Annotated in this window: 16 protein-coding genes and 1 pseudogene; 6 read left to right on the plus strand and 11 right to left on the minus strand. The window is 69.4% G+C overall.

Features of this window, described 5'->3' with window-relative positions:
- Positions 1 to 51 precede the first annotated feature (51 nt).
- Positions 52 to 2580 carry a DUF6600 domain-containing protein gene (locus BO1_RS01010; protein ID WP_028215947.1) on the minus strand — a complete coding sequence of 843 codons (2529 nt, stop codon included), beginning with the start codon at positions 2578 to 2580 and terminating at the stop codon, positions 52 to 54.
- Positions 2581 to 2825: 245 nt separating this feature from the next.
- Positions 2826 to 3539 carry an ArsR/SmtB family transcription factor gene (locus BO1_RS01015; RefSeq protein ID WP_028215948.1) on the minus strand — a complete coding sequence of 238 codons (714 nt, stop codon included), beginning with the start codon at positions 3537 to 3539 and terminating at the stop codon, positions 2826 to 2828.
- 230 nt (positions 3540 to 3769) lie between these two features.
- Here BO1_RS01015 and BO1_RS60085 point away from each other — a divergent pair, with 230 nt between their 5' ends.
- The 3 genes from BO1_RS60085 (at position 3770) to BO1_RS01030 (ending at position 5736) form a co-directional block, all read left to right on the plus strand.
- Positions 3770 to 3907, plus strand: coding sequence for a hypothetical protein (locus BO1_RS60085; RefSeq protein WP_167338301.1), 138 nt, complete (start codon positions 3770 to 3772; stop codon positions 3905 to 3907).
- A 149-nt stretch (positions 3908 to 4056) separates the two neighbouring features.
- Complete coding sequence (locus BO1_RS01025) at positions 4057 to 5079, plus strand: GlxA family transcriptional regulator (protein ID WP_043283484.1); 1023 nt, start codon at positions 4057 to 4059, stop codon at positions 5077 to 5079.
- A 153-nt stretch (positions 5080 to 5232) separates the two neighbouring features.
- Complete coding sequence (locus tag BO1_RS01030; RefSeq protein WP_028215950.1) at positions 5233 to 5736, plus strand: acyl-CoA thioesterase; 504 nt, start codon at positions 5233 to 5235, stop codon at positions 5734 to 5736.
- A gap of 134 nt (positions 5737 to 5870) precedes the next feature.
- Here BO1_RS01030 and fumC read toward each other — a convergent pair whose 3' ends face one another.
- A complete protein-coding gene (gene fumC, locus BO1_RS01035) occupies positions 5871 to 7280 on the minus strand; it encodes a class II fumarate hydratase (RefSeq protein WP_084687708.1) in 1410 nt (469 codons plus the stop codon).
- A gap of 86 nt (positions 7281 to 7366) precedes the next feature.
- Positions 7367 to 9043, minus strand: coding sequence for a phospholipase D family protein (locus BO1_RS01040; protein WP_043283514.1), 1677 nt, complete (start codon positions 9041 to 9043; stop codon positions 7367 to 7369).
- 403 nt (positions 9044 to 9446) lie between these two features.
- Here BO1_RS01040 and BO1_RS60090 point away from each other — a divergent pair, with 403 nt between their 5' ends.
- Positions 9447 to 9821 carry a DUF2917 domain-containing protein gene (locus BO1_RS60090; RefSeq protein ID WP_043283485.1) on the plus strand — a complete coding sequence of 125 codons (375 nt, stop codon included), beginning with the start codon at positions 9447 to 9449 and terminating at the stop codon, positions 9819 to 9821.
- A 103-nt stretch (positions 9822 to 9924) separates the two neighbouring features.
- Here BO1_RS60090 and panS read toward each other — a convergent pair whose 3' ends face one another.
- The 3 genes from panS to BO1_RS01060 form a co-directional block, all read right to left on the minus strand.
- Entirely contained in the window at positions 9925 to 10878 is a 954-nt protein-coding gene (panS, locus tag BO1_RS01050; protein WP_028215953.1) for a ketopantoate/pantoate/pantothenate transporter PanS, read from the minus strand.
- 440 nt (positions 10879 to 11318) lie between these two features.
- Entirely contained in the window at positions 11319 to 12737 is a 1419-nt protein-coding gene (locus BO1_RS01055) for an MATE family efflux transporter (protein WP_043283516.1), read from the minus strand.
- Positions 12738 to 12938: 201 nt separating this feature from the next.
- Positions 12939 to 13160 carry an RNA-binding S4 domain-containing protein gene (locus BO1_RS01060; RefSeq protein ID WP_028215955.1) on the minus strand — a complete coding sequence of 74 codons (222 nt, stop codon included), beginning with the start codon at positions 13158 to 13160 and terminating at the stop codon, positions 12939 to 12941.
- Positions 13161 to 13469: 309 nt separating this feature from the next.
- Here BO1_RS01060 and BO1_RS01065 point away from each other — a divergent pair, with 309 nt between their 5' ends.
- Together BO1_RS01065 and BO1_RS01070 are read left to right on the plus strand one after the other, a co-directional pair.
- A complete protein-coding gene (locus tag BO1_RS01065; protein ID WP_028215956.1) occupies positions 13470 to 13946 on the plus strand; it encodes a hypothetical protein in 477 nt (158 codons plus the stop codon).
- A gap of 342 nt (positions 13947 to 14288) precedes the next feature.
- A complete protein-coding gene (locus BO1_RS01070) occupies positions 14289 to 16436 on the plus strand; it encodes an ATP-dependent helicase (protein ID WP_028215957.1) in 2148 nt (715 codons plus the stop codon).
- 23 nt (positions 16437 to 16459) lie between these two features.
- Here the strand turns inward: BO1_RS01070 and BO1_RS01075 are convergent, their stop codons facing one another.
- From BO1_RS01075 to BO1_RS01090, 4 genes and pseudogenes are all read right to left on the minus strand, one after another.
- Positions 16460 to 17212, minus strand: a complete 753-nt coding sequence (locus tag BO1_RS01075) for a DUF4088 family protein (protein ID WP_028215958.1) — start codon at positions 17210 to 17212, stop codon at positions 16460 to 16462.
- A gap of 274 nt (positions 17213 to 17486) precedes the next feature.
- Positions 17487 to 17810, minus strand: coding sequence for an AzlD domain-containing protein (locus tag BO1_RS01080; RefSeq protein ID WP_028215959.1), 324 nt, complete (start codon positions 17808 to 17810; stop codon positions 17487 to 17489).
- A gap of 137 nt (positions 17811 to 17947) precedes the next feature.
- A pseudogene (locus BO1_RS49255) lies at positions 17948 to 18583 on the minus strand (AzlC family ABC transporter permease); the annotation flags it as partial.
- A gap of 161 nt (positions 18584 to 18744) precedes the next feature.
- The gene (locus BO1_RS01090) at positions 18745 to 19614 is read right to left on the minus strand and encodes an AraC family transcriptional regulator (protein ID WP_028215960.1); all 870 of its coding nucleotides are present in this window, start codon (positions 19612 to 19614) and stop codon (positions 18745 to 18747) included.
- Positions 19615 to 19639 lie beyond the last annotated feature (25 nt).

Below are 19639 nucleotides of genomic sequence, written 5' to 3' on the forward strand. Positions count from 1 at the left end.
GGCTTTTTCGTTGGCGGCGCGCGCGTTGCGGCGCGCGCCGAGGCGGTGGGCTTAGCCGTGGTGACGGTCGTCGTGGCCGCTGCTCGCTTGCGGATGGGGCTGCGGTTGCGGATGGGGCTCCGGGCGCGGTTGCGGTTGCGGGTGGGACTCGGCGCGCGGTTGCGGCTGCGGATGGAACTCCGCACGTGGCTGGGGCTGCGGCTGCGGGTGGAACTCCGCGCGCTGCTGAGGCTGCGGTTGCGGGTGGACTTCCGCACGCGGCTGCGGCTGCGGGCGAGGCTCTTCGCGCTGCTGAGGTTGAGGCTGCGGATGAAACTCGGCGCGCTGCTGCTCCGGTTGCGGATGGGCATCCGCACGCGATTGCGTCTGCATCGGCTGCTGCCCGTGCGGTGCTTCGCCTGCGGTGGACTGCGGCGCGCGGGCAGGCGCACCTTCATGCGGCTGTTGCATCGCGAACGCTTGCTGCCGGTTATCCTGACCCGGCGCCGCGCCGCCCGGCTGTCCGTGCTGCGCCATCGGTGCATGCGGCTGCATCCAGGAGGGCTGATGCGCCTCGCCCGGGGTGCCGGCCATCGCGTGGCCATTCATGTTGCCGGCGGCGCCCGGTGCGCGCGGCTCGCCGCCGGGCATGGCGCCTTGCGGCTGTCCGCCCTCCGGCCGCCCCGCGAACTGCGGCGGATGCGGCACGCCGTGCGCTTCGTTGGCCTGCGGGGCGGCCGGGCCGTGGCCGTTCGCCATCGAGGGCGGCGTGCCGGGCTGTCCGGGTTGTTGTGCATGCGGGGCCATGGCTTCGTTCGGGCCATGCGGGCCGCCCTGGGCGAAAGCGCCCGGACGCGGCTCCTGACCCGGTGCCTGGCCCGGCGCGCCGTTCGCCCGGCCCGCCGCGCCGATCACCGGCGAGTGGGGCGGCACGACACGCACGTTCTGCTGCGGCCATCCCCCGTGCGAGGCGGGCGAGAAAGGCGAGAAGGAGGCGTGCGCCGGCGCGGAGACGCGCACGACCGGCGCGCCCGCGCCCGGTACGGCGCCGCCGTTGTGGGCGAAGCGCTGTGCGAGGTTGTCGCGGAAGGCCGGCGGCGCGACGGGCGCGCGCGTTGCCACCACCTGACGCTGATTGAGCGAAGCCGGCGGCCGGTAGTCGGCGCGGCGCAGGTCCGGACCGAAGCTGCCCTTGACCGGCGCGATGCCCGGCGTGCCCGACTGGACGCGCGCGTTCTGCCATTGGCGCGGATCGACGCGCTGCGCGAAGCGCGAAGTCGGCTGGCCGTGCACGAAGGCCGTGGCGGGCACGGCGGTCACGGCGCCCGGCACGCGGTAGTTCACGAACGTGTTGTGCACGTTGATGTTCGTGATGTTCACGTCGTGGCGGTAGTTGTTGACGATCACGGTCTGATTCACGCGGTCGTAGTAGTGCGGGCTCCAGTCGCCCCAGTGCGGATGCCACGGCTCGCCCGGCCCGAGCGCGAACCATGCGACGCCGGCCGCCGCGGCGCCGCCGATGGCGAGATTCACACCCCAATCGGGGCCACCGCCGCCGCCGCCCACGAAGGCGACGAGCGCAGGTGCGTAGACGGGCGGCGCGGTCTCGACGATCGGACCCGGCACCCAGGCCCACGAATCGTCGACATAGGCCCAGCGGCCGTAGTGGTAGGGCGCGAAGCCCCACGGCGCATCGTCCACCCAGGTCCAGCCCCACGGCGCTTGCCAGACCCAGTGGCCGTCGTGATACGGAGCCCAGCCGGAGGGCACATCGTTGGGCGTCCAGACCTCGCCGTACTGCGGGCTGTCGCGCCATGTGCCGTTGGCGTCCAGATCCTGATAGCCGGGCACGTCGCGCGAGACGTAGCGCGCCGAGACCGAGCGGTCCTCGCTGGCGTCGCGCGCGAGCGCCCACTGGTCGAAGGCATCGGGCGGCGGCGCGGCCTCGCTCGCCACCTGCTGCAGGTCGGTGCCCGCGAAGCGGATCTGCTGGCCCGCCGACATCGGCGTCTGGCCGTTCTCGCCGTACACCGTCACGCTGCCGCTGCGCACCGTCACGGTCGTGCTGCTGCCGTCGGGCGCGACGTCCACGCGATAGTCGCCGGGGCTGGTCACGCCGAGCGCGAGGTTGGGCGTGTCGATTTCATACGAGGCGCCGGGGGGCAGCTCGCGCACGCGCGTCGAGAGCGTGCCTTGCGCGACTTTCAGCTGGGCAGTCGAGTCGTCGAGGTTGAGGACGTCGACGCTCGTTTGCGGGCCCATGCGCACCGCCGTCGAGCCGATGTGCAGCTCCGAGCGCGCGTTGGCATCGTTCCAGAGCTGGTCGCCAGTCGTGAGCGGGCGGTTCAGCTGGGCGTAGGACCAGTCGGTGGCGCCGGCCGGCTCGGTCGTGACGTCGCCTGCCATGTAGTCGAGGCGTGCGACGCGTCCAGGCGGGTCGCCGGCTGCGCTGGCAACGGGTGCGCCTTGCGGCGCGGCCTGCGCCCAGGCGTTGGCGCCGGCGAGGCTGAGCGCGAAAGCGGCGAGCACGGCGCCGGCGATGAGCGTGCGGCCGCGCGGGCGGCGCACTGCGACGGGCGTGTCCAGATGCGTGTCTTGCATGGTGTCGTGGCAGCGGAACGTGATGGGCGAAGAGGTGCGCGTTGTCATATTGGTTCTCCACAGCCTCTGGAGCGAATGCCAGGGAGCTATGGGGGGAACTCTATCCGCCGCGCCTGTTTCCATGCGCGCTCAATTGTTAGGGCTTATGCACCAGATGTAACAGAACGTGTGACAGGCGCGCGAAAGCCCGCTTTTCGGTGCCTGTTAAGCGGTATTGTTGGGTATTTGTCAGCTTTCTGGAACTTCTATGCGGCCACGAACGCGTCGAATTCGCGCTGGCCGAGCGGCGTGATGCGCAGCACGCGCGGGCGGCTGGCATGCTCGACCCAGCCGTTCGAGGTGAAGCGTTCGAGCAGCGCCGCGCCCAGCGCGCCGCCCAGATGCGGGCGCCGCTCGCTCCAGTCGAGGCAGGTGCAGGCGAAGCGCCGCCGGCGCGCGCGCAGCGCCCCGAGATCGACGCCCCAATCGGTGAGCCGCGCGACGCCTTGCTCCGTCACGTCGAGGTCATCGTCGTTGCGCACGAGCCAGCCGCCTTCGACGAGCCGGTCGAACACGCGCACCGCAACCTCGCCTGCCATGTGGTCGTAGCAGGTGCGCGCATGGCGCATCTCGACGGGGACGGTGCGCGCGGGGCGGGTCACGGGCTGCGACGGCGCGGCGGCGTGCGCGACGTTCATCAGCGCTTCGATGGCCGTGGCGATTTCGGGCGTGGCGATGCGGTAATAGCGGTGCCGCCCGCGCACCTCGGGCGCGAGCAGGCCGCCGTCGGCGAGCCGGGCGAGATGCGCGCTTGCCGCGGACGGCGAGAGGCCCGCGATCATCGTGAGCTCGCCTGCGGGGCGCGCGCTGCCGTCCATGAGCGCCCACAGCATGGCGGCGCGCCCGGGATCGGCGAGCAGCGCGGCGACGCGTGCGAGACCGGGGAAGTGGCTGGTTTCATCGCTGGCGGGAAGAGGCATGATGGCTCCCATGCGGAACGGGCGGTTCGGATGGCCTTCGTGCGTCGCCTGCCTGAGCGTGGCGCGACGGCCCATGGAGATACTCTAGCGAAATCCGGCATTCGACATTTCAGGTTGTCGTGAAATATGGCGTGCATCGCGTGGATGATGGTGGGGTGTTGCCGGCCAATCGGTTGAGCCCAGCGGCACCGCGCTAGAATGAATTCCTTTCTGGAAGCAAACAGGCAGTCATGAAACGGATTCTGGCCCTTGCAGCGCTGGCGCTGCTCTGCGCGGCCTGCGCCCAGGGCGGCAGCGTGCCGTCGAGCGGCTCGAGTGGCATCACGATGTACGGGACGATCGACGAGGGCATCACATTTCACAAGTAGCAGGACGCGCGAGGCGATCTGCATGACGCTGCGCCGCCCCGCGGTTTGGCACGTCGCGCCATGGCAGAAATTGACGCAAGATCGACGCGCCTGCCAACGGCGCGCATGCGATGATGGTTGCAACGAGCCTTCATTGCCCCTTGATCCCTATGTCTGCCTCTTCCTGCGCGCGCCACGTGGTGTTCGCGGTCGCGCCCGATCTCGTGCTGCTTGACGCCTGCGGGCCCGTCGAGGCTTTCTGGCGGGCCGAACTGGCCATGCGCGCGAGGCGCGCCCAGGCGACGCCCGTCTCAGCCGAGCCCTGCGCCTATCGCGTCACGCTCGCCTCGGTGGCGGGCGGCGTGCTGCCCACGTTCGCGGGGATGCCGGTCGTCACCGAGCGGCTCGACGCGCTCGACATCGCCACGATCGACACGCTGATCGTCCCGGGCATCCCCATCGACGAAGCGACCCAGTTGCAGCCCGAGCTGGTCGCATGGATCGCCGCCGCTGCGCCGCGCGCGCGGCGCGTCGCCTCGGTTTGCACCGGCGCGTTCTATCTGGCCGCCGCGGGCCTGCTCGACGGCCGCCGCGCCACCACGCACTGGCGCAGCGCGGCGCAGCTCGCGCGCCGTTTTCCGCGCGTGGACGTCGATCCCGAGCCGATCTTCGTGCGCGATGAGCGTGACGGCCGCGTGGTCTGGACCTCGGCGGGCGTGACGGCCGGCATCGATCTCGCGCTCGCGCTGATCGAAGAGGATTGCGGCCACGCCGCCGCCATGCATGCCGCGCGCCGGCTCGTGGTGTTCATGAAGCGCCCGGGCGGCCAGGCGCAGTTCAGCGAGGCGCTGGAGGCGCAAAGCGCGGCGGGCGGCGCCTTCGACACGCTGCACGGCTGGATGGCCGCGAACCTGCACACCGAGCTGAGCGTCGAGCGTCTCGCCGAAGAGGCGCGCATGAGCCCGCGCACCTTCGCGCGGCGCTATGTCGAGGCCGTGGGGCGAACGCCCGCGCGCACCGTCGCGGCCATGCGCGTGGAGGCGGCGGCGCATGCGCTCGCGCAGTCGCGGCAGAGCGTCAAGCGCATTGCCGCGGACTGCGGCTTCGGCACCGAGCAGAATCTGCGCCGCGCGTTCGAGCGGCGCTATGGCGTGCGGCCGCTCGACTACCGGGCGCGCTTTTCGGCGGCCTGAGCGCGGCCTGAGCGTGGCTGAGCGAGGCGCGGGCAGCTGACGCCGCGCCGGCCTGCTTGGGTGTCTGCGGATGACATACTGCGCTCGTATAATCGACGGGACCCTATAACGACGCCTTGCCGGCAAGGCGCAAACCCCACGAGCGGAGCCCCTATGAGTACGCCTTCCCAGCCGCTGGAGCGTTCGGAAACGACGTTCCGCTTTCTCGCCGAGCCGACCTCGGTGAACTTCGGCGGCAAAGTCCACGGCGGCGCCCTGATGAAATGGATCGACGAAACCGCCTATGCGTGCGCCGCCGTCTGGTCGGGCCGCTACTGCGTGACGGTGAGCGTGGGCAATATCCGCTTCCGGCGGCCGATCCTCGTCGGCAACATGGTCGAGCTGCGCGCGCGCGTGGTGGCCACGGGCCGCACGTCGATGCACATCCACATCACCGTGCACGCGGGCGACCCGAAGAGCGGTCAGCTGCGGCTGACGACCGATTGCCTGATCGTGTTCGTGGCCGTCGACGAAAACGGCAACCCGATTCCCGTGCCGACCTTCGTGCCGGAAACGGAGGAGCAAAAGCGTCTGGCGAAATACGCACTCGACGTGAGGGACGCGCTCGACGCGATCGTCGATCTGAAGCCCGAGGAAGTGGCGAAAGGCAAGGTGTGATGAGCCGAATGCAGGGCTGAATGCAGGGCCGACTGCGGAGCGGAATGCGCCGCATCGGCTGCATGCATAAAAAAGCGGGCGGCAAAGCTTCAAACCTTGCCGCCCGCGTTGCATTTTAGCCCCAGAAACAGGGCTTATTTCTTCAGCGTGCCGACCATGTCGCCGGGCTTGACCCATTCGTCGAACTGCTGCTCGGTCACGTGTCCGAGCGCGAGCGCGGCGGCCTTGAGCGTCGTGCCTTCCTTGTGCGCCTTCTTGGCGATCTGCGCGGCCTTGTCGTAGCCGATGTGCGGATTGAGCGCCGTCACGAGCATGAGCGACTCGTTGAGCAGCGTGTCGATGCGCGCGCGGTTGGGCTCGATGCCCACGGCGCAGTGATCGTTGAAGCTCAATGCGCCGTCGGCCAGCAGGCGGATCGATTGCAGCACGTTGTGCGCGATCATCGGGCGGAACACGTTCAGCTCGAAGTTGCCGCTCGCGCCGCCCACGTTCACGGCCACGTCATTGCCGAACACCTGGCAGCAGAGCATCGTCACTGCTTCGGATTGCGTAGGATTCACCTTGCCCGGCATGATCGAGCTGCCCGGCTCGTTCTCGGGGATCGAGAGCTCGCCCAGACCGCAGCGCGGGCCGCTCGCGAGCCAGCGGATGTCGTTGGCGATCTTCATGAGGCTTGCCGCGACGGTCTTGAGCGCGCCATGCGCGAACACGAGCGCGTCGGCGGCGGCCATCACCTCGAACTTGTTGGGCGCGGTGACGAAGGGCACACCCGTGAGCTTCGCAATGGTCTCGGCCACCTTCTGCGCGAACTGCGGGTGCGCGTTCAGGCCCGTGCCCACGGCGGTGCCCCCTTGCGCGAGCTCGTAGAGATGCGGCAGCGTCGACTCCACATGCTTGATGCCTTGATCGAGCTGCGCGACGTAGCCCGAGAACTCCTGGCCGAGCGTGAGCGGCGTGGCGTCCTGCAGGTGCGTGCGGCCGATCTTGACGATGTCGGCGAACTGCTTCGACTTCGCTTCGAGCGTGTCGCGCAGCGTCTTCAGCGCGGGCAGCAGATGCTTGACGATGCCATACGCAGCGGCCACGTGCATTGCTGTGGGGAACACGTCGTTCGACGACTGGCCGCGATTGACGTCGTCGTTCGGATGCACCTTGCGCGCCTCGCCGCGCTCGCCGCCCAGAATCTCGCTCGCGCGGTTCGCAATCACCTCGTTGAGGTTCATGTTGGTCTGCGTGCCGGAGCCCGTCTGCCAGACCGCGAGCGGGAATTCGCCGGGGTGCTTGCCTTCGATGATCTCGTCGGCGGCCGCCATGATCGCGCGTGCCTTGGCCTCGTCGAGCACGCCGAGCGAGTGGTTCACCTCGGCGGCGGCGCGCTTGATCGTGGCGAGCGCCGTGATGAGCTCGGGCGACTGCTTCTCGCTCGAGATGCGAAAGTTCTGCAGGGATCGCTGCGTCTGCGCGCCCCAGAGCTGGGCGGCCGGTACGGCGATCTCGCCGAACGTGTCGCGCTCCATTCTGACGTTCTCATTGCTTGCGGTCATGGCGAAACTCCGATGGTGGATGAGGCGAGCGCGCCGAGACGCCGCGCCTCAAGCCTGCGTGGTGGGTTCGGGGCCGACGGGTGGCGTCACAACTGGCTGTCGACCGGCAACAGCAAGAATAGTCCGGTTAGGAGATTCCTGTAGAAACCCGCGCCGGGATCGAGGTTGTAGGTGCGGATCATGCCGTCTTCCTCGTCGGTCCACACGAGCGGCGAGGAAATCGCGCTGCCGCGCTGCGACGCGAGCTCGGCGGGCGTCGCGAGCGAAACGCGATAGCTCGCCTGGGGCGAGGTCGCGAGCTTGAACAGGGCGGCTGCGTCGTGCGCGATCGGCGGGTTTTCTATCGCGAGCGCGAGCTCCGTGTTGAGGCTGGCCGAGCGCGGGTCGAGATTGAGCGAGCCGATCACGAGCGTGCTCTCGTCGATCACATAGACCTTCGCATGCAGGCTCGCGCGCGAGCGCGAGCCCATCACGTGCACGCGCCGCGAGTCCCGGGTCACGGGCTGCGTGGGCTTGAACTCGTAGAGTTCCGCGCCGGCCTTGAGCATCGGCACGCGGTAAGGGCTGTAGCCGGCCTGCACGGCGACGGCGTCGGTGGCCGCGAGCGCATTGGTGAGGATGGCCACGCGCACGCCGCGCGCCGTGAGCGCGCGAATGGCCCGCACGCCCGCCTCGTGCGGCACGAAATACGGCGAGACGATCAGCACGCTGCTGTGCGCGTGATTGAGGCGATCGAGCAACGAGCGCATGGCGTCGCCCATCTGGCCGTGCTCGGGGTCCGCGATCTTGTCCGGCGAGTCGGCCACGAATTGCCACTTCGCCCAGATGAGGCCCAGCTCGTCGCGCGCGATCTGCTGGGCGAGCGGCGTGGCGTTGAGCGGCTTGGCGTTGTACGGGTCGGCGTTCTCGCGCCAGTGCGCGCGCAATTCATCGCGCGCGACGTCGAGATCGTGCGGATCGAACTTCTGATGATTGAGCACGCTCAAGGGGTAGGCCACGCTGCTGTTCCAGTACTCGTCGAAGCTCGCCGAGACGGTCGCCGCGACCGGCCCGGCCGCGAGCACGTCGAGGTCGCGGAACTGCAGCGTCTGGCTCGCGCTGAAGTATTCGTCGCCGAGATTGCGCCCGCCCACGATCGCGAGCTCGTTGTCGACGATCGTCGCCTTGTTGTGCATGCGGCGCGTGAACTGGTCGACGTTCGTGAAGAAGTTGCGCGTGCGCGTGAACATGCTCTCGCTCGGACTGCCGTACGGATTGAACACGCGGATCTGGATGTTCGGATGGCTGTTGAGCGCGGCCATCAGGCGGTCGATGTCGTGGAAGTTCAGGTCGTCGACGAGCATGCGCACGCGCACGCCGCGGTCGGCCGCGTAGAGCGCCGAGCCGAGCAGCAGCTTGCCGGTGGTGTCCTCGTTGGCGATGTAGTACTGCATGTCGAGGGTTCGCGTCGCCGCGCGCGCGAGCGCGATGCGCATCTGCAGCGAGTCGGTGCCGGTGGCAAGCAGGCGAAAGCCCGATTCGTCGGGATGCGCCGCCACGGGCCCGGCGAGTGCGGCGCCGAGCGGCGTGGCGCTCGCCTCGGAGGTGGACAGGGCGGCCGAGTTCTGGCGCTGGAAGACCGTAGCGGGCGGACGCGTCGCGCAGGCCGCAACGAGCGTGACGCTCAGAAGCGCAAGCAGCGCGCGGACGAGCGCGGCGTGGCGCGGCGGCGCCGCTTCGGCGGCAAGCGGGGCGCCAGGGGCGACGCCCGGAACGGTGTGCACGGACAAGCGGATTCTCCTCTCCAGTGTCGGCCTGAGTGAGTGCTTCAGCACTGACTCAGGCCCCACGCTTCGCGATTCCATGCTTCGCGGTCGACCCGCGTTCGCGCGTGAGTCGCACCCCTGCGGTCGCATGCAAAGCGGTCGGCGCTGGGGCGTCCCCGATGGTTCGCTTACGTTGCGCGCCTTTTGCCGCCGATTCTATCGGGAAGCGGCAAGGCACAGCGTGCAACGCGCGTGCCGTGCCGCATTTGCGGCAAGCAAGTCTCGCGCGACGTTGGCCACAATCGTCACGCAATGCGGCGCGCCCGCGCCGCCCGCCGCAAGCCTCGTTTCATGCCGGACGGAAACGTCGGCGCCCGCACTCGCCGCACACTGCCTCCATCACGAACGATGGGAGAGTGCGATGGACCGGATCATGCAAGCGGGTGAGATGAGCAAACAGGAGCGGTGCGAGGAACTGTGCATCGCGCGCGGCCGTTGCCGCCTCGTGCGCCATGCGCAAGGCGGCTTGCTCGGCGCGCTCGAGGGGCGCGTGCTGATGACCGTGGAAGGCGACGCGCAGGACTATTGGCTCGAGCCCGGCGAAGCATTGCCGTTCGCGCCCGGAGAACGGGTGTGGATCGGCGGATGGGACGAGGCGGTGCGCTGCGAAGTGCGCACGCCGGCCTCGCCGTGGGGCGAGGGGCGCGCCCGCGCGTGGCTTGTGGGGTTCGCGGCGCTGGCAGCGCGCATGGTGAAGCGGCCCGCACGCGTGCGCCTGCGCGCACTGCGTGGGTGAGGCCGCGTCCGCAGGAGGCCGGGCGGTATGCGCGAGCCGGGCACAACTCAGGCGCGGGCAACCGGTTACGCAAGCGGCCTGATGCGCGCCGGGCCGCCTATGCTCAGACCTTCTCGGTGCGTGCTTCGCGCGCATCGCGCTCGCTGCCGCGCGCCGGCTTGCCGGCCCAGTAGCCCGCGAGCAACGACCCCGAGAGGTTGTGCCACACCGAGAACAGCGCGCCGGGCAGCGCGGCGAGCGGCGAGAAGTAGAGCTTGCCGAGCGTCGCGGCCAGGCCAGAGTTCTGCATGCCCACCTCGATCGCAAGCGTGCGGCACACGGATTCGTCGAAGCCGAGCAGACGCCCGCCCCAGTAGCCGCCCAGCAGGCCGATGCCGTTGTGCAGCACCACACCGAGCGCCACGATCGGTCCCACCGTGGCGATGCTCGCGTGCGTGCCGCCCACCACGGCCGCGATGATCGCGAGGATCGACACCATCGAGACGAGTGGCAGGACCGGCTCGACGCGCCGCACGAGGCCGCCTGCGAGACGGTTCACGACGAGGCCGACGGCGATCGGCAGCGCGACGATCTGCAGGATGCTCATGAGCATGCCGCGCACGTCGACGACGATCGAGGCGTCGACGTAGAGGCGCGTGAGCAGCGGCGTCGCGAACACGCCCACGAGCGTCGAGAGCGCGCTGATCGTCACGGAGAGCGCAACGTCGCCGCGCGCGAGATAGATCATCACGTTCGAGGCCGTGCCGCTCGCCACGCTGCCCACGAGCACCATGCCCGCGGTGAGGTCGGGCGGCATATGGAGCGCATGGGCGATGCCCCAGGCGGCCAGCGGCATCACCAGATAGTGCAGGACGATGCCGGCGAGCACCGGTGCGGGCCGGGTGAAGACGCGCTGGAAGTCGGCGAACGAGAGCGTCACGCCCATGGCGAGCATGATGACCATCAGCAGCGTCGTGACGTGCGGCGCGATGGGGGCGACGAGACCCGGGTTGAAGTAGGCGAGAAGCGAGACGAGGACGGCCCAGAGCGGGAACAGTCGGGTAATCGGGGCAAGCATGAGTGGGAGGTCCGTGAGCGGGTCGTAATTGTTGGGGCAGGGGACGCGTCAGCCGACTCCATGACGACGCCCGCACGCGCGGGCTGGCGCGGACGAAACGCGTGTGTGGGATTCAGGGCTGAGGCGGATGCGCCGGCTGGCCTGCGATGCGTCGCGCGCGCGGCCGGGGTGGCCGGCATGGCTGCGAACGGGCATGTCTCCTTGCTCGGCCGGTGTGGGCGCTTGAACGCTCACGCCGGCCCCCTGCAACAGGGCCGCGGTTTTCCTGCCCTTGTGGGACGGACGGCGGGCGGCGCCGGTCCGCTATTTTAACCGGGCGCTTAACGACCCGCGCAGGACGCCCTTATGGGCGCCTTGTGCGCCCATAAGGGCTCGCATTGGATACGGCCAGGGCCCGCGTATGGCCCGCGTATGGCCCGCGCGGCCGCACGCGCCAACCCTCAGCCAGCACGCGCCGCCGCCTCGAGTTGCACGCGCCGGCTCTTGCGGTGAAAACGCCACGTCATGAGCGCGGCCACGCTGGCGAGGCCCGCTGCGAGCCCCCACCAGAGCCCGAGCGCGCCGAGCCCGAAATGGAACGCGAGCGCATAGCCGATCGGAAAGCCGATGCCCCAGTAGCCGAGCGTCGCGGCCAGCATCGGAATGCGCGTGTCCTTCAGGCCGCGCAGGCAGCCGGAGCCCACGGTCTGCATGCCGTCGACGATCTGGAAGATGGCCGCCACGCCGAGCAGCGAGGTCGCGAGCGCGACGGTCTGCGCGTTGGCCGGATCGTCGAGATGCAGATAGAGCCCGACGATCCAGTGCGGCGCGAGCACCATCACGAGCGCCGACATCGACATGAAGCCCACGCCCAGCGCCAGCGCGACGAAGCCCGCGTGGCGCGCCGCGCGCGGCACGCCCGCGCCGATCCAGTAGCCCACGCGCACATTGGCGGCCTGGCCGATCGAGAGCGGGACCATGAACATCACCGAAGCCACGTTCAGCGCGATCTGGTGCGCGGCGAGCGGCGTCGCGCCAAGCAGGCCCATGAGCAGACCCGTGGCGAGGAACAGCGTCGCCTCCACGGCGTAGGTGATCGCCACGGGCCAGCCGATGGCGAAGAGCTCGCCCATCAGCGGCGCGGTGGGCCGCCGCGCGACCACGAAGTGCTGATGCGAGGGCCGCAGATGCAGGAGCGCCATCAGCACGAGCGTCGTGACCCAGATCGTGATCGTGGTGGCGGTAGCCGAGCCGAGAAAGCCGAGGCGCGGCAGGCCCCACACGCCATGAATCAGCCCGTAGTTCAGGAAGCCATTGGAGAACACGCTGATGATCGACACCCACAGCAGCCGCTTCGCCGCGCCGATGGCGGGCAGGAACGAGCGCATCAGGCCCACGCCAATCAGGCTGGCGGGTGCGCCCCAGCGCAGCACGGCTGCGTACTCGCCCACCTGATGCGCGAGCACGGGCGGTTCGCCGAGCGCGAGCAAGACCGGCCCCGCGAACGAAAGCAGCGCGAATGCGGGCACGGCCAGCAGCAGCGAGAGCGCGAAGCCGGTCCAGTAGATGTGCGGCACGCGGTGCAGATCGTCGGCGCCGCGCGCCTGCGCGACGCTCACGCTCACCGAGGTCAGCACGCCCTGCAGCACCGTCACCACCACGAAGAACAGGTTCGCGCCGAGCCCGCCCGCCGCGAGCGCGCCCGCGCCCAGCGAGCCGAGCAGCACGGTGTCGGTCACGCTCATGGCCATCTGCGAAAGCTGGGCAATGGCGAGCGGCGCGGCGAGGCGCGCGGTGTCGGCGGCGTGGCGCTTGAGCGTGGGCGGGGCGATGGCGCGGCTCGCCTGGTTGGCGCGCGCGGGGGCAGTGGGTCGGGTCATGAAAACAGACGCGCGGCGCGATGATGAATCGCGCCGCGCGTTCAGAAAGTGCATTTGTGTCGAGATTGAAAGCTCAATGCGAGATTACCCTTCTTTCGGATAAAAAGCACCTGGATGGTGCATTCGCTTTCGAACGTATTTCACTTCGACACGCGTGGGGGCGCTTGGCCAGCCCCTATGGCAGCCGTTGCGCCGCACGCCTCATTCGGCTTCGCGCACGGCTATGCGTGTATCGCCGAGCAACACCGACTGGCCCGCGCGGATCTTGCAGGTCTTGCGCAGTTCGACCTCGCCGTCCACCTTCACGGCGCCGGAAGCGACGATCTGCTTGGCCGAGCCGCCGCTGTCGGCGAGGCCGGTGATCTTCAGGAGGTTGTGGAGTTCGACGTAGTCGCCGGTGAGCGTGAAATCGAGATTGGGCATGGGGCAAACGAGATTCAGGTGCGCGCCGGGCACGGCACGCGAAGGGTGAGCATCATAAGCGATGCCGGACGCGCGGGCGGCTGTTACATGTCGGGGCCAGATGTCATGATTTCGTAAGAAGATGCAACGTTGGGTAACGTCGGGAGACCTTGCGTCGATCTTCAGATGAAAATGGTCTCACCCCGAAACGACCCCGCCGCAGCGCAGTCACCGAAGTCACGTACTGCGGCTCGATCGGGAGGAATCGCGCCGCAAGCGGACCTGTCCGCGGCGGCATGGATCCCGGAACGACTACAAAGAGGATACGCCATGACTCAAATTCGCAAGCTGCTCACCGGTACCGCTCTCGCCACTGCTGCCATCTTCGCGCAAGGCGCCTTCGCCCAGGGCGCGGCGCAGCCCGGCGCCGGGGCGCCCACGGCCCTGCCTTCTGCCGCGCCTGCCATGGCGCCCGCGACTGCGCCGGCTCTGACGCCAGGCCAGGCGCCGGCGGCAGCGGGCCTCTCGCAGCCCGCGCCGCAGGACTTGAGCGCGGCGCAAGCGACCGATCCGCTGGTGCAAAAGCGCAACGCCGATGCGGCCGCGAACGCCGAATACCGCAGCGCCAAGAAGTCGGCGAAAGCGGAATACAACTCGACGAAGAAGCAGGCCAAGTCGCAGTACAAGTCGCAGGTGAAGGACGCGAAGATCAACCACAAGGCCGACCAGCAGGCCAACAAGTCGGAAATGATGGACCAGATGAGCGGCCAGTCGGCTCAGCAGCCGGGCGGTGAGGCTCAGCAATAAGGCGCTTCGATAGCCTGGTGGCGTGCGCTGCGCGCCTGTGGGCTGGATGAGGTTTCTCCATTCGGCGCCTGCCCCGGCGCCGGCCTGTGCAGGACATGAAGCGGCGGCGCCCGGAAGCGGGCGTCGCCGCTTTGTTTTGGGCCATCGGGCCTGGCGCGCCGCTTTCCGCCATGTTTCGATCCGGAAGTTCGGGGCTGAATAGCGCCAGATCGCGGCAAGATCGGTGCTTGCGGGCGAGAGGTGTATGGATATACAGTATGCGTCGCCGCGCCCGCCGATAGATGCCGATATGCGACGCGGCTCGATCCTTTCATCGCTCACCGGATACCCACCGCGCCCGCCGTGTCCACCGTCTCCCTCGCCGATTCCCCCGCTACGAGCGACGCCGCGCTAGCGGCGGCGCCGTACCTCGCGAAGCTCAACGACGCCCAGCGCGCCGCCGTCGAGCATGGTGGCCCGCAGGCGTTCGCGCCGGGCGCGGCGTTGCCGGCGCCGCTGCTCGTGATCGCCGGCGCGGGCTCGGGCAAGACCAACACGCTCGCGCATCGCGTGGCGCATCTGGTCGCGAACGGCGCCGATCCGCACCGCATCCTGCTGCTGACGTTCTCGCGTCGCGCGGCGCAGGAGATGACGCGGCGCGTCTCGCGCATCGCGGCAGGCGTATCGGGCGCGGCGGCGGCACTGGCCCAGGGGCTCACCTGGGCGGGCACTTTTCACGGCATCGGCGCGCGCCTGTTGCGCGAGTACGCCGAGCAGATCAGCCTCTCGCCCGCGTTCACGATCAACGACCGCGAGGATTCCGCCGATCTCATGAACCTCGTGCGCCACGAACTGGGTTTATCGGCGAAGGAAAAGCGCTTTCCGGCAAAGTCGACGTGCCTCGCGATCTACTCGCGCGTAGTCAACACGGGCGACTCGCTCGCGAACGTGCTCGCGCGCTCGTTTTCGTGGTGCCTCGAATGGGAGCCGCAGCTGCGCGCGCTGTTCGCGGCCTACGTGGACGCCAAGCAGAAGCAGAATGTGCTCGACTACGACGACTTGCTGCTCTACTGGGCGCATATGGCGGCGGAGCCGGCTATCGCGGCCGATCTGGCGGGGCGCTTCGACCATATCCTCGTCGACGAGTATCAGGACACCAACCGCCTGCAGGCGTCGATCCTGCTCGCGCTGAAGCCGGACGGGCACGGCCTCACCGTGGTCGGCGACGACGCCCAGGCCATCTATGCGTTTCGCGGCGCGACGGTGCGCAACATCCTCGACTTTCCCGTGCAGTTCGATCCGCCCGCACGCCAGGTCACGCTCGAGCGCAACTACCGCTCGACCGCGCCGATCCTCGCCGCCTCGAACGCGGTGATGGACGCGGCCGCCGAGCGCTTCACCAAGAATCTGTGGACCGACCGCGCGTCGCAACAGCGCCCGCGCCTCGTCACGGTCGCCGACGAGGCCACCCAGGCGCGCTACGTGGTCGAGCAGATCCTGGAGGCGCGCGAGGGCGGCATGAAGCTCAAGCAGCAGGCGGTCCTCTTTCGCGCCGCGCACCACAGCGCGACGCTCGAGATCGAGCTGGCGCGTCGCAATATCCCGTTCGTGAAGTTCGGCGGCCTGCGCTTTCTCGACGCCGCGCATGTGAAGGACGTGCTCGCGGTCCTGCGCTGGGCTGAGAATCCGCTCGACCGCGTGGCGGGCTTTCGCGTGACGCAACTGCTGCCCGGCGTCGGGCCCGCGACGGCCGCGCGCCTGCTCGATCAGGTTGCGGCCTGCACGGGCGCGTACCGCGCCGCGCAGGCGCTCGCCGCGTTCGCGCCGCCGCCGCGCGCGGCCGAGGACTGGCCGGCGTTCACCGGGCTCGTGGAGCAGCTCGGCGCGCGCGCGACGCCCTGGCCCGCCGAGTTCGAGCGCGTGCGGCGCTGGTACGAGCCGCACCTCGAGCGCAATCACGAAGATGCCCAGGTGCGGCTCGCCGACCTGCTGCAGATGGAGAGCATCGCCAGCACCTATGCGTCGCGCGAACGCTTCCTGACCGAGCTCACGCTCGACCCGCCCGACGCCACGAGCGCGGAGTCGGCCGATCCGCTGCTCGACGAGGACTATCTGATTCTCTCGACGATCCATTCGGCCAAAGGCCAGGAATGGCGCAACGTGTTCGTGCTCAATGGCGTGGACGGCTGCATTCCGTCCGATCTCGGTGCGGGCAGCGACGAAGAGCTCGAGGAGGAGCGGCGCCTGCTCTACGTGGCGATGACGCGTGCAAAGGAAGACCTGCACATCGTCGTGCCGCAGCGCTTCTATGTGCACAACCAGGCCGCGAGCGGCGACCGGCACGTGTGGGCGTCGCGCACGCGCTTCATTGCGGCGTCGATGCTGCCGCTGTTCGAATCGTGCGCGTGGCCGCCCGCGCCGGTGGCGAGCCCGCCGAGCGCGGCGGGGCTGGCGGCCGCGGCGCGCGCGAAGGTCGAGATCGGCGCGAAGCTGCGCAAGATGTGGGACTAGGGGCGCTGCCTCGCGGCGCGCGTTCAGCCGCGCATCTGATTCTTCGGCGGCGGCACGAAGAAGTTGCGCAGCCAGGCGGCAAGGCGCGTGAACACGTCGTCGGGTTCCTCGACGAAGATCTCCGGCTTCAAAAGTCGCAGATACTCCATGATCTGCTGCGCTTCCTGCTTCTGGAACGTGCCGTGCGCGATGCCCAGACGCAGGAGCCCGCGCAACTCGCCCAGGCGCTCGCGCGCGAGGCTGCCGCTCGCTTGCTCGCAGCCGATCTTCGCTTCATAGACGCGCTGCCGCACCGATTCCGCGAGCCGCCACGCAGGCGTCTGCATCGACTCTTCCAGCGCCTGGATGTCTTGCACGCCGGACTTGATCTGCGCGGCTAGCGGCTCGATCAGGGATTCGGCCGCCTGCGCCTCGTGGACGATCGCCGCCGCCCACTCCCGGCACTGCTTCGCCAGCTCGTCGGGCGTCCACTCGGGCCGCGACGCAAAGCCAAAGCCGAACTCGCCGGCCTGACGCAGCAGGATCGACACGACCTCGGGAAACTCCTTGTCGAGCGTGCGCTTGGCCCATGCGTACTGCCCGCCCTGCAACAGCCGTTGCACGGCCTGCTCGGTGAGCGGCGTCATGTTGTCGAGCAGCTTCGCGCGCAGGAAATCCTCGAACGACGGCGTGAGGAACTGCGGGTCGAGCTTCAGCGAGACGCGCAGGAACGCATCGAAGTCCTTGCGCAGCGACGCAAGCGTCTCGTCCTTGAGATTGAGGGTGATGTGCCCCATTGTGGTTGCCCCGGTGTATTCCTGGCGGTGCCTGGCAGTCTCTTGCGCGTGCGCCAATGCAGGCCTCGACGGTTTATCGGCGCACGGGGGCGAAACTTGAGCCGGGACCGCTCAGGCGTGCCGCGAGCGCGGCACCTGGCGGCAGCGGGGGCGAGTCGGGGGGCGTTTCAGGAGCGCGTGTCAGGGGGAGAGGGCGCGGGGTGCCAGCGGGCAATTCCGGGCAACCCTGGGCAACGGGCGGTAACCCAGTCAACCCAGTCAACCCCGGGCAAATTCAGCGCAACACCACGCCCTGCCAGAGGAAAAACACGGCGAGCCCCACGGCGATGGTGAGGAGCGGCCGCTTCGTGAGCGCGCTCACGGCGATTGCCGCGAGCGCGCCGACGAGCTGCGGATTGCGCCACGTGAGCTCGGCGTGCTGGCCGTGGGGCGAGACGGCCATCGGCACGATGATCGCGGTGAGCACCGTGACGGGCACGAAGCCGAGCGCGGTGCGCACGATCGGCGGGAACACGAGCCGCTCGCCCAGCACGAAGACGGCCGTGCGTATCGTCACCGTAATCAAGGCCATGCCGAGGATCAGGACGACGTAGTTCATGGGCGGCCTCCTGCGGCGGCGTGGGTGTCATGACAGGGGATGCGCGTGGCGCTGGCTTCGCTCGTGCTCTTGCCGGCCGGCCCGGCGGCAGCGTGCGCGTCATGGTGGCCGGCAGCGGCGCTCGCCGCGCGCGGCTTGCGCGGCAGCGAGAGCGCGACGCCCACGGCCACGCCCGCGAGCACGGCGCCGAGCAGTCCGAGCTTGTACGGCCAGTCCTGCCAGAAGAAGGCGAGCGCGCCCGCCGTGACGGCGGCGGCCAGATAGCGCAGCGCGACGAGCTGCGGCACGACGATGGCGATGAACGTGGCGACCATCGCGAAGTCGAGCCCGAGCGACTGCAGGCCCGGGAACGCCGCGCCGAACAGCAGGCCGGCGGCGGTCCAGATCTGCCAGTTCACATACATCGCGACACCGGAGCCGAGGAAGTGCCACGGCGAGACTTCGCCGGGCGGGTGGCGGCGGAAATACGCCCAGGCGACGGCGAACACCTCGTCGGTGAGCAGGCCGCCGAGCACGAGACGCCAGCGCATCGGCAGATGCGAGACGTAGGGCGCGAGCGTCGCGCTATAGAGCACGTGGCGCAGGTTCACGATGAACGTGGTGGCCCAGATCACGGCGAAGCTCGCGTGCGAGGCGATCAGCCCGAGCGCGATGAACTGCGCCGAGCCGGCGAACACGGCGAGCGACATCAACTGGCCGTGCCAGAGCGAGAGCGGGCCCGAGGTGACGAGCGTGCCGAAAATGACGCCGAAGGGCGCTGCGCCGATCATCATGGGGATCGTGTCGCGCGCGCCGGCGACGAATTCCTTGAAGCGATGGGGATGGCGGGTCAAGCGAGTCTCCTGAGTTGGAGACCAGCTTAGCGGGATGCGGCGCGGGTGGCTTGTACGTTCTTGCGCAGGGGCCAAGGGCCTGTCATTAGCGTGAACAGGCCCTAGCTCGCCTGCCAGCGGCCCGGCGGCACGCCGAACATGCGGCGGAAGTGCCGCGTGAAGTGGCTCTGGTCCGTGAAGCCGCTCGCCGCGGCGACTTCGGCGACGCTGGCGCCCGCGCGCAGTGGCCCGAGGGCGCGCTGCAGCCGCAACTGGGTGCGCCAGGCGTGCGGCGGCAGCCCGGTGGCCTGCGTGAACAGGCGCGTCGCGTGAAACGGCGAGAGGCCGACCGCCTGGGCGAGATCGGCTACACGCAGCGGCGTGGTGAGATCGGCGGCCAGCAACGCTTTCATGATTTCGACGCGCGGCTCGTTCGCGGCGGACCCGATCGGCGCCTCGCGCGTGCGCGCGTGGCGGGTGAGGAGCGTCGAGAGCGCGTCGAGCAGCGCATCCTCCACGGCGAGGAGATCGGGCTGCGTCGCGCCCGGCGCGAGCACCGTGCGCCGACGGTCGGCGTCGGCCTCCAGCAGCCGGTGCGTGCGTGAGAGGCGGCGTGCGAGATCGGGGTCGCGGATCACTTCGGCGTCGAACCACGGCAGCGGCTCGGCGCGGCCCGCAATTTCACCCGCGAGCGTGTGGAGGTAATCGACCGGCACATACATGACGCGATAGCGCCATCCTTCGTCCACGGCGCGCGAGCCCGTGTGGAGCTCGCCCGGATTGATGACCGGCACGCTGCCCGCTTCCGCGACATGCTGCGCGCCGCGGTAGCGGTAGCACTCGGCGCCGTCCTCGATCACGGGGATCGTGTAGGCCTCGTGCCAGTGCGGCGTGAAAGTGTGATCGTGATATTCGGCCGTGAGCAGATCCGCGCCGGGCAAAAGCGGCGTGCGCCAATAGCGGGCGAAATCACGAAAACGGGAGAGGGTCATGGCTAGGGTCCGGCCTGGCCCCTCA

The organism is Paraburkholderia oxyphila NBRC 105797, from assembly GCF_000685075.1.
Classification (GTDB): domain Bacteria; phylum Pseudomonadota; class Gammaproteobacteria; order Burkholderiales; family Burkholderiaceae; genus Paraburkholderia; species Paraburkholderia oxyphila.

Bases quoted from the DNA above. Each gene is read 5' to 3' on its own strand.
- BO1_RS01065 (WP_028215956.1), top strand. From the start codon at position 13,470: ATGACTCAAATTCGCAAGCTGCTCACCGGTACCGCTCTCGCCACTGCT.
- fumC (WP_084687708.1), bottom strand. From the start codon at position 7,280: ATGACCGCAAGCAATGAGAACGTCAGAATGGAGCGCGACACGTTCGGC.
- BO1_RS01015 (WP_028215948.1), bottom strand. From the start codon at position 3,539: ATGCCTCTTCCCGCCAGCGATGAAACCAGCCACTTCCCCGGTCTCGCA.
- BO1_RS01055 (WP_043283516.1), bottom strand. From the start codon at position 12,737: ATGACCCGACCCACTGCCCCCGCGCGCGCCAACCAGGCGAGCCGCGCC.
- BO1_RS01025 (WP_043283484.1), top strand. From the start codon at position 4,057: ATGTCTGCCTCTTCCTGCGCGCGCCACGTGGTGTTCGCGGTCGCGCCC.
- BO1_RS60085 (WP_167338301.1), top strand. From the start codon at position 3,770: ATGAAACGGATTCTGGCCCTTGCAGCGCTGGCGCTGCTCTGCGCGGCC.
- BO1_RS60090 (WP_043283485.1), top strand. From the start codon at position 9,447: ATGGACCGGATCATGCAAGCGGGTGAGATGAGCAAACAGGAGCGGTGC.
- BO1_RS01030 (WP_028215950.1), top strand. From the start codon at position 5,233: ATGAGTACGCCTTCCCAGCCGCTGGAGCGTTCGGAAACGACGTTCCGC.
- BO1_RS01080 (WP_028215959.1), bottom strand. From the start codon at position 17,810: ATGAACTACGTCGTCCTGATCCTCGGCATGGCCTTGATTACGGTGACG.
- BO1_RS01060 (WP_028215955.1), bottom strand. From the start codon at position 13,160: ATGCCCAATCTCGATTTCACGCTCACCGGCGACTACGTCGAACTCCAC.
- BO1_RS01075 (WP_028215958.1), bottom strand. From the start codon at position 17,212: ATGGGGCACATCACCCTCAATCTCAAGGACGAGACGCTTGCGTCGCTG.
- BO1_RS01090 (WP_028215960.1), bottom strand. From the start codon at position 19,614: ATGACCCTCTCCCGTTTTCGTGATTTCGCCCGCTATTGGCGCACGCCG.
- panS (WP_028215953.1), bottom strand. From the start codon at position 10,878: ATGCTTGCCCCGATTACCCGACTGTTCCCGCTCTGGGCCGTCCTCGTC.
- BO1_RS01010 (WP_028215947.1), bottom strand. From the start codon at position 2,580: ATGCAAGACACGCATCTGGACACGCCCGTCGCAGTGCGCCGCCCGCGC.